This window comes from Exiguobacterium sp. UBA3491 (assembly GCF_002377745.1).
Classification (GTDB): Bacteria; Bacillota; Bacilli; order Exiguobacteriales; family Exiguobacteriaceae; genus Exiguobacterium_A.
This window is the reverse complement of sequence record NZ_DFQK01000012.1, coordinates 1-13,166: the sequence shown is the minus strand read 5'-3', so window position 1 is coordinate 13,166 and position 13,166 is coordinate 1. Positions and strand designations below refer to the sequence as shown.

The following is a 13,166-nucleotide window of genomic DNA, read 5'->3' as shown; positions in this document are numbered from 1 at the left end:
ATTCAGGGAAAAACTAACAGTTTTAATGAAATGTTATGTGATTGTAAAAGAAAAGTGGGACATTTTTAGTCAAATCTCCATCTAAAGATGAACTAGCGAAGGAGCGCGTTGTATAAAACAAAAAAAGAAAGATACCCTAGGTCATAAAACCTAGAATACCTTCCTTATGTGTCACATCACATCAGTTCCTAACTCGTTTCATTATGCTTGGAATGATTGAACGTCTAATGGTTTAGCAAGAGCTGTTTGAGCAAATGCAACGAACTGTCTGAAATGAGCACTTGTGTTATGAGCTTCGATCGCAGCTTGATCTTCCCATTTTTCAATCATCATGAAGACATTTTCGTCTTCTGTACTTTGGAACAGATCGTAGCTGATGTTTCCAGCTTCAGCACGCGACCCTGCTACTAACGTTTTAGTTGCTGCTAAAAATTCTTCTCGTTTTGCGGGTTGTACTTCTAACTTTGCTTCGATGGCGATCATCGGAAAGCCTCCTTTGTAATTTCATTAACTTAAGCATCGTAGCACCTCCCGATTCGTTACGCCATAAAGATGCTCGGACGATTGATGATATTTAATTACGGGTAATTACAGAGGGAATTATTACTTTGTACCACATCAGGGAAGGGAGCAACGAAGATGCGTGTGGAGGTATTTTACTTTGAGGATGACGGACATATTCCGAATAACCCTAATTTTCCGGTCTTGATTTATCGGCATGCATTTGAAGAACCGTCACGCATCGAACAGACTTTCCATTCGCATGACTGGCGTAATAGCTGGGTGGATGGCATTTTTGATTTTCATCATTATCATAGCATCGCCCATGAAGTGATTGGTATCCTCGAAGGACATGCGACCGTCCAACTCGGTGGTCCACTCGGTAAGACCTTTACCTTGACGAGTGGAGACGTTCTCTTACTTCCTGCAGGCACAGGACACAAAGCGCTTGATACAAGTCGACACTTCCGTGTGATCGGTGCCTATCCGAATGGTCAAGACTACGACACACTGACAGGTCAAACAAGTGAACGTCCGGAAAATCTTCAACGGATTCGTCAGGTGATACGTCCCGGTCAAGATCCTGTACTCGGTGATCACGGTCCTTTATTTGAGCATTGGTGACATCTCCTTCTTATGAAGAAGACGTTTTTGTTCGGAGTTCGCGTGGTAAACCCTACTATTGTCTCTCTATTTAAAGGAGGAAGAACGATGAACACAACAGAAAAGACGTTGATACTCGCTGCATTAAAGCAAAAAACAGTGACGTTTCCCGATCAGACACATGTTCGGGCACTCGGACAAGGCACGTGGCGGATGGGGGAAGAGTCGGAGAAGCACGAAGCAGAAATCGAAGCACTCCGTGTCGGTCTCGATAGCGGAATGGAACTCATCGATACGGCAGAGATGTACGGGGAAGGCGCCTCTGAAGAATTAATTCGCGACGCGATCGCTGATCGACGAGAAGAAGTCTTTCTCGTCTCGAAAGTCTATCCTCATCATGCTGGTGGGGAAGCGTTAAAAAAAGCTTGTTCCAAATCGCTTGAACGTCTCGGTACGGATTATCTTGATCTCTATCTTCTTCACTGGCGTGGTGACATTCCACTAAAGGAAACCGTTGAAGGACTGGAAGCCTTAAAACAAGAGGGCAAGATTCGCCGTTGGGGTGTATCGAATTTTGACGTATCAGACATGAAAGAACTGTTGGCACTGCCAAACGGTGACCAGTGTGCTGTCAATCAGGTACTTTATCACCTCGGCTCACGCGGAATCGAGTATGAACTGCTCCCGTTACTACGCGAACATGGTATTCCAGTAATGGCGTATTGCCCACTAGCTGAAGGTGGTTCACTGCGTGATCAACTCCTGAATCATCAGACCGTCGAGGAAATCGCTGAGACACATGGTGTTGAACCTGCACAGATCTTACTTGCTTGGGCGATGCGTGAAGGTGACGTCATCGCAATTCCTAAAGCAGGACAAGCACATCATGTCGAAGCCAACGGTCGCGCCGCACTTTTGAATTTAACAAAAGAAGAGCTAGCTGCACTTGATCAAGCGTTCCCAGCACCAACAAAAAAAGAACCACTCGATATCGTTTAAGGAGGTCATTTTCATGACAAAACATGTTCAACTCGGTCAATCTAACCTATTCGTTCACCCAATCGGTCTCGGTACGAATGCTGTCGGCGGACACAACTTGTATCCAAATCTCGATGAGCAAGCAGGACGCGATCTCGTTCGTGTCGCGTTACAGCAAGGGATCAATTTCCTCGACACAGCTTTCATCTACGGACCAGAACGTTCGGAGGAACTCGTCGGTGAAGTCTGGCACGACACGGTCGCTCGAGAAGATGTCGTCCTCGCGACGAAAGGTGCGCATCAGTTCGTTGACGGAAAAGTCGTCATGAACAACTCACCTGACTTTCTCCGTCAATCGGTCGAAGAGAGTTTAAAACGTCTTAAAACAGACTATATCGATTTATATTACATCCATTTCCCAGATGAATCGACACCGAAGGACGAAGCCGTCGCTGCACTTGCTGAACTGAAAAAAGAAGGAAAAATTCGCGCGATTGGTGTCTCGAACTTTTCACTCGAACAACTGAAGGAAGCGAACAAGGACGGACATGTCGACGTCTATCAAGGAGAATACAATCTGTTTAAACGGGATGCGGAAAAAGAGTTACTTCCGTACATCGTTGAGAACGGTATGTCCTTCGTTCCGTACTTCCCACTCGCCGCTGGATTATTGGCAGGGAAATATACGAAAGAGACGACGTTTGATGATTTACGAAAAAACGACCCGTTGTTCCAAAAAGACGTCTTCGAACAAAACCTCGCAAAAGTCGATCAACTGCGTCCGATCGCAGAAGCGCACAATGCGGAAGTCGCACACGTCGTACTCGCATGGTATTTGGCACAAGATGGCATCGATGCCATCATTCCTGGTGCGAAACGACCGGATCAGGTGACAGATACGTTGCGTACGTTAGACGTTCAGTTATCGCAAGAGGATATTGAAAAAATCGACCAAATTTTTAGCTGATCGTTCTCTTCTTATGCACATGAGCAGAATAGGCGAAAAATCATACTGAACTTCGTATGATAGAGGCATGGAGGCGATTGATCATGAAGCACCATTTTCATTTAACTGCAGACTGGCCGGGAAATCGCAATGATGTCGGTCAGATCGAGACAGGTGAGTTAAAAACAAAAATTTCAATTCCGGACGCTATGGATGGTCCAGGGGTTGGCACGAATCCAGATGAGATGTTGCTTGGGGCAGCTGCTACATGCTATATCATCACGCTTGCCGCAATGCTTGAGCGTAGTAACATCCCAAAAGTCTCCTTAACGATGGAATCTGAAGGCATCGTTGATGTCACGAACGGCGTCTTCACATACGATGCGATCATTCATCGTCCGAAACTCTTATTACCAACCGATCTGTCAGATCGTGATGTAGAGAAGGCGCAACGTCTCGCTGAAAAAGCGGAAGGTTCGTGTATGATTACGCGGGCACTGGCTGGTAATGTCAAAGTATCGCTTGAGGCTGTTGTGGAGCGCGTGTAAGTTAATTTTCAACAATTAGAAATCAAATACTCCTTTAACTATGCATTTTCTAAATCACAGTTAAAGGAGTATTTTTTACTGAACTCAATAACGATAAGGAGTTTTCAAAGAACCTTGTATCTTCCTTTTTAGCATCTCGTAAGAAGCATTTTCATCTTGTCTCATTAATTTATGAATTATTCGATGGCAACTTGCACATAATAGAGCTAAGTCTTCAGTTTGAGTATCTGTTATACCACTTATACTTAATTGATTTTTATGATGCGCTTCAATGTAACCTTTCCCGATAACTCCATAAACTTCCTCATAATTCATCGCACAAATATCACAGAATAATTGACCAGCATGTTTAATTGCAAACTGTTCTTTTGCTTTTTTAACTACTTTTGCATTTCGCTCTGTTATGTAATGCGTGGCGAGTCGCTTTTCGCCTTCTGTATAACGCTCATCTTCTAGTAGACTTTCAGCAATGTGCGAGTTAAGTACTTCACTTTCGTCTGTATAGTACTCTGTTGGAAAAGCAAAGTATTCTTTAAATTTGCTTTCGAAAGTATCAAAGGTCATAAAGGGGTGAAATTTTTCCAGCTTAAATGATTTATCTGATCCGTTCAGATCTTTTTTTAGGTTAATTACTTCATTTTGATTCAGCCATACAAATTGTATATCGTTTATTCTGACTAATTCTTCCTCATTGGTAATACAAAAAATAAGGTAATCATATTCGGTTATTTTCGTATCTCGGATGCCATACATTCCACCCGTTGCCCCTCTTATTCCGATACGTTTCCCATCTAAAATTTGCTTATTCTTTTCTGATTTAAATGATACATTATATTGATCAGACAACGATTTTAACCACTCTTTTGTTAACTTTTTCATTACACTTACAATGTCTTTTTGCACGATCTATCCCTACTCTCGCTTCATTTGGAGGATTGTATTCATGATAAGAAAACAAAAATTTTTAGGAAACCAACATACGAAAGATGTTGCGATGTATTTAGAACAATTGATTCAAGAGCAATCATCTCTTTCACAAGAACAACATCCCGCAACAATCGTTGCTCAATTTTTATTCACCCAATTTCCGAGAACGAGTGAAGTCAAAACTAAATTTGATTTTGAACGTGCTGATCATCATGCTGATTTATATATCTATCAAGACGAACATGTTTATCCGATTCATTTATTTTACCTTAAGAAAAATACAACGATTCAACCTAAAAATCCTGGTGCTAAATCCTTCTTAAGCAAGTATTTTAGTTTAATAGAGGCTCAACATACATTCAACGCATTACTGGATCAGGCGCGTTCTAATCTTTTCAAAGATATTGCGATACACCACGGAATAACTGATTTATATGTGTCAGAAGTAGCTTTAAAAAAATCAATTCATGCATTGCAGTTAGATGAGACCATACTTAAAGCCTATCGTAAACGATTCTTAGAAAGTATTCGAGATCATTGTTATTCGCTCCTTTTTGATAGCCTGAATGAGCAGCAATCTGATTTTTTTAGAGGTTTCAAGCATCTATCGATGATTGAAGAATATAAAGTCATATTCATCGAAGAAACCTCTGAAATCAAACTAGAACAACAGACAATTCAAACATTCAAATCCGTACATTTGTTGAAAAAGAATAATTCATCGATTCATATCTTAGTGGACGACTATGAACTCGAGCTTCGATTCAAGTTCGAGTCTTCTTTGACATCTTCCATTAAATTAGCGACGAAGCTATCGCATACTCGTGAATTAACGAATCAATTTCAACAAAAAACGAAGCAACTCAATGCAAAGTGGTTAAATGCTTTTGAAGATTCTCTACATACTCATACATTACTTACTCATTCAAATAAAAGTAATGCCATCGGTCGCTGTCATGAAGTCCTTACGTTATATCAATTCATCAAACACGATCCAACGATTCATTTAGTCGATCCTACTCAAGTCCATCAGACATTAACAGCTTACTATTCGTATCTTGAACCAAACGTAATGCAACAACTTATTGATAATGCTCACGTTACAACTTCTGTGTTACTTCAATACCTAAAAGATGTATATGGTAAGTCTCAGATTGAACAAGTTCAACTCGTATCAGATAGCTATGTCGCGAATAAATTAGAAACAGCAGACATCTTACTCACTCTTCGACATGAACAAACCTTGATTGAGCTTCCCCTGTCCTTAAAAGCACTAAAAGCGCATAATTCTGTCATGACGATTAAAAATCCAGGTGCTGGTACGATCCTTTCTTATCAATATTTTGATGTTTTCGACGAAATGCAGGAGTTCATTGCAAGGATAAAAGAAAAGTACTTGGTCGGATTGATTTCACGTCAGGAAGTCCTCTCTGAGGTATCGAACGAAATCACAAGACACCTTTCCATCGCTTCACAAACGTCTCTTGTTTCTGGATTAAAAAAAATGATTGGAACGAATTTATCGATTGTCTCTTTTTATCAAAGTTTAACGTGCTCCATTCATCCACCGATTGAAGTCGGAGGGCATATTCATGTATCTCAACATTCATCGACTACGACACGCTTGACTTGGTCCAACGGTAACGAATACTTGAACTTTCGAGTTAAGTTCAGTGCTGGTGCCTCTCATGGATGGTCGTCCCTTAAATTATCGTGTGAACGTTCCGTCTCATAGTGCTAAAAAAACGGACCTACTCATCAAAGAGCAGGTCCATTTTACACTTAAAAGAGTTTCAGTTGTTGTTCCGATTGTTCTACAACCAATTCCTCTGATTTCAACCAATCTGTGATTGGTTGCAAAATACGCAATGCTAAGAGTACCGGTACAGCGTTACCAATTTGTTTGTACTGCTTATCTAACCGATTGTTTAGTTGTGTTTTCATGTTGCCACCATCGTAAAATTCGAACCAATCCGGAAACGTTTGGATACGCGCCGATTCTCGAACGCTCATACGACGATTAGAACCTACTAGACTCCATTCATCTTTACCTATCTTTTGCATCGCCTCACCGCCCGGCCATAATTGTGCCTGTCTGCCGGACGCTTGAATCGTAAAGGCTTGCTCCGTCCACTGCTTTTTACGATTACGAGATAAGTACATCGGAGAAAAACCACCACTATACACATCAGTTGGTTCCTGCGGTAAATCTGCAATCGTCTCTTCTAAAGTCACATAAGGATACTTCCCTAGAGGACCGTGCGTAGCTTTCGGGAATGTATATTTAAACGAGACATCCTTTCGAACACCAATGATAAAGACACGTTCTCGAAGTTGCGGCACCCCGTAATCCCGTGCATTGACAAGTTGATAGCTCACTTCATAACCTGCCGCAGCAAAGTCTTCAATAATTTGGCGTGCTACTTCACCTTTTCCTAAAGTTAATAGTCCTTTTACGTTTTCAGCGACGAATATTTTAGGTCGTGCTTGCATGATCGCCCGAATGAAATGGATATATAAAAAGTTACGTTCATCATCAATTAGACGTGGACCAGCTGAACTGAATCCAGGGCAAGGAAATCCACCAAGTATGACATCACATTCAGGAAAGTGTTTGATCTTTCGTATATCTCGACTATCTTGAAAGACGTCTGTCGAAAAGTTCATCTTATATGTGACGGCAGATTCTCGAAACATGTCATTTGAAAAAATCGTCTCTGTTACGTTTCCTTTTGATATTAATTTCTCAAAAGCTTCTTTTGATTGAAAAACTCGTTCAATGACATCTTCTCCGTACAGACTAACAAGTCCAGCAAGTTCTAATCCTAAATCTAATCCTCCCGCTCCAGAAAACAGACTAATCACACTATGTGCTTTTGTTGAGCGTTTGATATCAGAAAAAAAAGCGGTATCGTCTGTTTCAAAAATACGATTTGTTTCTTCCTGGATTTTTTCGAACAGTACATTTTTGACATCAATCTCTTCATATTCAGTTAAAGGACGGTATTTTGCTCGTCCTCGTTCGTTTAATTTCATAGGTTTACCTCCTGGCAACATCCTCTTGCCTTTATTATAAGCGAGCATCCGTTAAAAGGCCAGCGTTCTGATTAAATCGTAGAATAATTGCTTTTAAAGACATCGCTTCTTTTATATACCAGTTATCCACATGTGGATAACTACATTTATGGTATAATTATGCCACTTATCCACAAGTAGAAATGAGGAAACTTACATGTCTCGTGAACTTTATCCGATCGTTGTCAAACCAGAATGGATTGAATCGATTCGAAGCGGGTATCCCGCATTACGCAAGGAAATGTTCGAAGCCTTACAACATGTCAAAGAGGCAGGCGGACTGCTCCATCTGATGACAGAACATAAAGAATACCTCGCGACTGGTTATTTTGGCAAGCAAGAAAAAGGTGTCGGTTGGACTCTCTCCATGGACGAGCAAGAAGCGATTGATGTCGACTTCTTCAAACAACTTTTTGAACAAGCATTAGACAAACGAAACGAATTTTTTGAAGAGTATTCAGAAGCCTTCCGTATCTTTAACGGTGCAGGAGATGGTATCGGTGGTTTGACAATTGATTGTTATGATCATCATTACCTTATTACATTCGAAAATGAAGGCATCTATACATTCCGTCCACTGATTCTTGAAGCTCTTGAATCACTACTGAATTACAGGAGCATTTATGAAAAACGAGATTTCCTCGTCGATCTTCAACCCGTCAAAGGCGACGACTTTTTGAAAGGGGAACGAGGCGATTTTCCTGAAGTCGCACAAGAATACGGTGTGTTGTATGAGTATGACTTGGATGCTGGTATGCGGACTGGTTTTGACATTGCCCAACGTGAACTTCGCCGAATCCTTCTCGATTCCGTCGAACGAAAAACCGTACTTAATCTCTTTTCTGATACAGGAACATTAACGGTAGCGGCCCTTTATGGTGAGGCTGCTCAAACGACAAGCGTTGATTTCTCGACACGTAGTCGAAATAAGACAAAAGATAATCTTGTGTTGAACAGTTTTACTCCTGAGAAACAGAAGATTTTAGTTCAGGATGCGTTCGACTACATCGAACAAGCGGATAAGAAGACTCGTTTTGACGTAGTCTTGTTCCATCCACCCGTACAAGTCAATACACGAACACGTCAGTTTCGGACCGAACAGGATCTCGCCCTTTGGATCCAAAAAGTCATTCATTTAACGAATCGCGGAGGACTGCTTGCGATTACGACAGATAGTCCCGCTCTTGATGCGTCACAATTGAAAAAAGCTGTGGAGCAGGCGTTCAACAAGTTGCGTCAAAAATTTGAAGTCGTATGGGAGCAGCCGGAGCAGAAAGATTTCCCGACTCCTCCTTCCATGCCACAACTCGCTCCAAAAAGTATTCTTGTTCGCCGTAAATGACGTGTTATCTAAAAAATCCGCTACTGAATTTTTCAGTAACGGATTTTTTATATTTTTAACAGGAAATGTAAAATGAATGGAGAATCATTTTTAATGGGTTGGATATACACTCACTTTACCAAAGTGTGATGTTCGATCAAATCGTTGATAGAGATCGTTCAACGCATCGCGTTCATAGGGAATCTGCTCTTCAATCCGTATTTCAATCATTCCTTCTTTCACTAAATGCATGAGTTCTGATAAGTGACGTTGCTGTTGTTTCATCTCCTCTACTTTTCCTTTCAGCAACGGAAGCGCGACGAACACAGCTTCAAGTGACAAGGCTTTACTATGCATCATCGTTAAATTTTGTGTCGTCCGTGTCGCGATCGAAATGATGCGTCCCCGCTCTTTTGCGAGTATGAACGATTCTTGTAAATGGTCACCACCGACTGTATCAATGATGACGTCGAATCCATCCAGATCGAGTCGTTTGAGCAATGTTTCAGCTGATTCTTCCTTGTACCGGTGAACGTGAATCCCTTTTGCTTCTAGCCAAGCTGCCTTCTCGTCAGAAGAGGCGCTCGCTGTGACGTCACACCCATAATGACGAGCAAGTTGAACGGTAAGATGTCCTACTCCACCCGTTCCGCCTGCTACATATACGCGGATTCCTGGGGTAATCGCGATTCGCTCTTTTAAAATTTCCATTGCTGTCAATCCAATCACCGGTAAACAACCAGCAACCTCAGCCGATACCCCTTCCGGTCGTAAGACTGCCATTTGTTCAGGCACAAGCATTTCTTCCGCTAACGCACCGGCGCGTTTTCCAAGTCCACCGCCGAATGCGACGATGCGATCGCCGACAGAAAAAGACGTCACCCCCTCCCCGATTTCAATCACTTTCCCCGTTACATCACCCTGGAGAATTCCAGTCGTTGAAGCCGCCGCCACATGTCCGAAAAACATCTTCGTATCAAGTGGATTGATGCTTGACCCCTCGATTTGAACCCGTAATTCGTACTTCCCCGCTTTTTCGGGTGTGACGTCTTTTTCTGTAAGTGATGCATTTTTTCCGTACTGATCGACTACGAATGCTCTCATGAAGAATTCCCCCTTTTTCAATATTAGTCTATCATGATTCAGAATTCTCTCACATTAGTCGTTCATGCTATGATGAAGATATCTTATGACGAGAAGGGACGTTTTTGATTTGAAACAAGAATTGATTGATCGTCTAACTACATACGTGAAAGTCGATACACAGTCGAACTATGAGAGTATGACTGTTCCAACGACAGAAGGGCAATGGACACTAGCTCGTTTGCTCGTAGAAGAATTAAAGACAATTGGCATGGAAGAAGTCACCGTTGATGATAATGGTTATGTCATGGCGACATTACCTGCCAATACAGACGCAGACATTCCTACAATCGGTTTTCTCGCTCATCTCGATACAGCGACAGACTTCACAGGTACGAATGTCCGTCCACAACTCGTGGAAGCGTATGACGGACATCCCATCACGTTAAGTGAAGTGCCATCCGTCATTCTATCGCCAACTGATTTTCCTGCACTGCACAACTACGTCGGTCACACCTTGATGACGACAGATGGGACGACATTACTCGGAGCCGATAATAAAGCCGGAATCGCAGAAATCATGACAGCCATGCATCATTTGATTTCACATCCGGAAATTAAGCATGGTCGTATTCGTGTTGCCTTCACACCTGACGAAGAGATTGGTCGTGGACCACATCACTTTAATGTCGAAGCGTTCGATGCCACGTATGCTTATACGGTCGACGGCGGTCCGCTTGGTGAGCTTGAATACGAGAGCTTTAATGCGGCGGCGGCTAAAATCGTCTTCCACGGAACAAATGTCCATCCGGGAACAGCAAAAGATAAGATGGTCAATTCGCAGAAACATGCGATGGCGTTCCACGATCGTCTTCCCGGAGAAGAGTCTCCTGAATTCACGGATGGTTTTGAAGGATTCTTCCATCTGATTTCATTTGACGGTTCGGTCGAAAAAACGACGCTCGACTACATCATTCGTGATTTTGATCGTGAAGCCTTCGAGGGACGGAAACACTTCTTGTCTGCCCTTGTCGATGAGTGGAACAAAAAGTATGGTGCTGGTAGTGTGGAAATCGACTTACACGATCAGTACTACAACATGCGTGAAAAAATCGAGCCCCACATGCACATCGTCGATATCGCTCATGCAGCGATGGAGTCGCTTGACATCACACCGATCATTAAGCCGATCCGTGGTGGAACGGATGGCTCACAACTTTCATACATGGGTCTTCCGACACCGAACATCTTTACCGGTGGTGAGAACTACCACGGCAAGTTTGAATTCATTTCGGTCGATAATATGGTCAAAGCAACACAAGTGATCATTGCCATCGCTCAAGGATTTGAACAAGCTTCGCGCTAATCAAAAAGCAGATTCTCAGCGCTGAGAATCTGCTTTTTTTCATGTCTGGCGTTGTGGTCTTTATGCGGTTTATCTTAGACATATTTCAATTAGTTTTTTTCTTGTGTCGTACCGTCAGGAATCGGTAGTTGAACCATACTCCCTGATCCACTGACGAGTGGTGATTTCCCGTCCCACTTCTTGACGGCTTCATATTGAATCATTTCTTTCGTCAACGTCTTCTGTAATTCTTTTTGTGCTTTTGCCAATCCTTGAGCTTCGATCAAACGCGCATCGGCTGCTCCTTTTGCTTCTACGCGAAGACGTTCTGCCTCTGCTTTAGCGATTTCAAGATCCGTTTTCTTTTTATCGAGTTCCTGCGACGCTTTGACACGCGCATCGATTGCTTCCTGTGTCTTTTCATCTGGTTTTGGTGCACCGAGTGCGACATCCTCGATGATGAACCCGATGTCCTTGACGTCTTCTGCAAACTGCGTCTGAATGCTCGTCGAGACGTTTCCTGATTTTTCACCGAACAGTTCGAGGACGGTAACTTTCGAGATTTGCTCACGAGATGCATCATAGAGTCGTTGTTTCAAGTAACCTTTGGCAATCTCATCGATTTCGATTGGTCCGAACTTGTTGAAGACTTTTGTCACCTTATCCGGCGAAACGGAGAAGCTGTATGTAAAGTCGACGACGATGTTCTTTCCGTCTTTAGTCGCAAGCGTCATGTTATCAAGCGATTTCGTCTGTGTACGGATCGGATACTCCGTCACCCGTGTGATCGGTGAAACGACATGCCAGCCTTGCGATAACGTCTCATCTTTGACACCGCTTGACGGGGTATAAACGACACCAACTTGTCCGGGTTCGATTTGTTCGACGACGAACGGCGTTGTAGCCAGCAGGGCTAATACAAGTACACCGGCGATGATCATCGATGGACGAATTTTTTTCTTCGGTTTGATTTCTCTCATTCTGAATCTCCTTTATCAATCTTTTCTTGGATATAGCGATAGAGTTCCATGCCAAGCAAAACGATGAGGGCGAAAAACAATAACGTGAAAAAGATGGCCATCTAACCCCTCCTCTAGCGAATTCCTTACTTTCTTCTACGCATCCATCTGGAAAATGTTTCATTATTTTAAATGTCCGGTTGCTTATTTTTAATTTCTGTCCTAATATGGAAAGAACTTTGCCTGCTCTACGACAGATCACGATTTGTGGTACACTCGAATGAGCACATCACTTACTAGAAACGAGGGTTCATCTCTATATGATTACAGTACAAAACGTCGGTCTTCGCTTTGCGGACCGAAAATTATTCGAAGACGTCAACATCAAGTTCACGCCAGGTAACTGTTACGGTCTGATCGGTGCGAACGGCGCTGGTAAGTCGACATTCCTGAAAATTCTCGCTGGTGACATCGAAGCACAACAAGGCGATGTCATCATCACACCAGGCGAACGCTTAGGCGTCCTTCGCCAGAACCATTATGAATACGAAGAATTCCAAGTCATCGAAACAGTCATGATGGGACACAAACGTCTCTATGAAGTCATGAAAGAAAAAGATGCCATCTATATGAAAGAAGATTTCTCAGACGAGGACGGCATGCGTGCTGCTGAACTCGAAGGTGAATTCGCTGAGATGAACGGTTGGGAAGCGGAGTCGGAAGCAGCGATGCTTCTTCAAGGACTCGGCATCAAGGAAGACCTTCACTCGAAAACGATGGCTGAGCTGACAGGATCTGAAAAAGTTAAAGTCTTGCTTGCGCAAGCGTTGTTCGGTAAACCAGACATTCTCTTACTCGATGAGCCGACGAACGGACTCGA

The 13,166-nt window shown here is 42.8% G+C and carries 13 protein-coding genes; 8 read left to right on the top strand and 5 right to left on the bottom strand.

All coding sequences use genetic code 11. The features are described from left to right. Window positions 1-201: 201 nt before the first annotated feature. Complete coding sequence (locus tag B4F99_RS03145; protein WP_290755283.1) at window positions 202-483, bottom strand: putative quinol monooxygenase; 282 nt, start codon at window positions 481-483, stop codon at window positions 202-204. 156 nt (window positions 484-639) lie between these two features. On the opposite strand from B4F99_RS03145, the gene B4F99_RS03140 reads away from it, so the two are divergent. From B4F99_RS03140 to B4F99_RS03125, 4 genes are all read left to right on the top strand, one after another. After that, complete coding sequence (locus tag B4F99_RS03140; RefSeq protein ID WP_290755279.1) at window positions 640-1,125, top strand: cupin domain-containing protein; 486 nt, start codon at window positions 640-642, stop codon at window positions 1,123-1,125. Between the two features lie 87 nt (window positions 1,126-1,212). Further along, window positions 1,213-2,103 (top strand): aldo/keto reductase, encoded by an 891-nt coding sequence (locus B4F99_RS03135; RefSeq protein WP_290755276.1) that lies wholly within the window; start codon window positions 1,213-1,215, stop codon window positions 2,101-2,103. Window positions 2,104-2,116: 13 nt separating this feature from the next. Beyond that, window positions 2,117-3,049, top strand: coding sequence for an aldo/keto reductase (locus tag B4F99_RS03130; RefSeq protein WP_290755273.1), 933 nt, complete (start codon window positions 2,117-2,119; stop codon window positions 3,047-3,049). Between the two features lie 80 nt (window positions 3,050-3,129). Further along, a complete protein-coding gene (locus tag B4F99_RS03125) occupies window positions 3,130-3,576 on the top strand; it encodes an OsmC family protein (RefSeq protein ID WP_290755664.1) in 447 nt (148 codons plus the stop codon). A gap of 84 nt (window positions 3,577-3,660) precedes the next feature. Here B4F99_RS03125 and B4F99_RS03120 read toward each other — a convergent pair whose 3' ends face one another. Beyond that, complete coding sequence (locus B4F99_RS03120) at window positions 3,661-4,479, bottom strand: HNH endonuclease (protein ID WP_290755270.1); 819 nt, start codon at window positions 4,477-4,479, stop codon at window positions 3,661-3,663. Between the two features lie 40 nt (window positions 4,480-4,519). Here B4F99_RS03120 and B4F99_RS03115 point away from each other — a divergent pair, with 40 nt between their 5' ends. After that, the gene (locus tag B4F99_RS03115) at window positions 4,520-6,238 is read left to right on the top strand and encodes a hypothetical protein (protein WP_290755267.1); all 1,719 of its coding nucleotides are present in this window, start codon (window positions 4,520-4,522) and stop codon (window positions 6,236-6,238) included. A gap of 47 nt (window positions 6,239-6,285) precedes the next feature. On the opposite strand, the gene B4F99_RS03110 is transcribed toward B4F99_RS03115, so the two are convergent. After that, window positions 6,286-7,539 carry a DNA cytosine methyltransferase gene (locus B4F99_RS03110; RefSeq protein ID WP_290755264.1) on the bottom strand — a complete coding sequence of 418 codons (1,254 nt, stop codon included), beginning with the start codon at window positions 7,537-7,539 and terminating at the stop codon, window positions 6,286-6,288. Window positions 7,540-7,735: 196 nt separating this feature from the next. On the opposite strand from B4F99_RS03110, the gene B4F99_RS03105 reads away from it, so the two are divergent. Then, entirely contained in the window at window positions 7,736-8,920 is a 1,185-nt protein-coding gene (locus B4F99_RS03105) for a class I SAM-dependent rRNA methyltransferase (RefSeq protein ID WP_290755261.1), read from the top strand. A 90-nt stretch (window positions 8,921-9,010) separates the two neighbouring features. On the opposite strand, the gene B4F99_RS03100 is transcribed toward B4F99_RS03105, so the two are convergent. Beyond that, window positions 9,011-10,003 carry a zinc-binding dehydrogenase gene (locus tag B4F99_RS03100; protein ID WP_290755258.1) on the bottom strand — a complete coding sequence of 331 codons (993 nt, stop codon included), beginning with the start codon at window positions 10,001-10,003 and terminating at the stop codon, window positions 9,011-9,013. A gap of 109 nt (window positions 10,004-10,112) precedes the next feature. On the opposite strand from B4F99_RS03100, the gene pepT reads away from it, so the two are divergent. Beyond that, window positions 10,113-11,348 carry a peptidase T gene (gene pepT / locus B4F99_RS03095; protein ID WP_214856589.1) on the top strand — a complete coding sequence of 412 codons (1,236 nt, stop codon included), beginning with the start codon at window positions 10,113-10,115 and terminating at the stop codon, window positions 11,346-11,348. Window positions 11,349-11,437: 89 nt separating this feature from the next. On the opposite strand, the gene B4F99_RS03090 is transcribed toward pepT, so the two are convergent. Continuing rightward, window positions 11,438-12,307 (bottom strand): prohibitin family protein, encoded by an 870-nt coding sequence (locus B4F99_RS03090; protein WP_058713675.1) that lies wholly within the window; start codon window positions 12,305-12,307, stop codon window positions 11,438-11,440. 299 nt (window positions 12,308-12,606) lie between these two features. Between B4F99_RS03090 and B4F99_RS03085 the strand changes: the two genes are divergently transcribed. Then, window positions 12,607-13,166, top strand: a 560-nt coding sequence (locus tag B4F99_RS03085) for an ATP-binding cassette domain-containing protein (RefSeq protein ID WP_290755253.1), incomplete at its 3' end; no start/stop codon positions are given.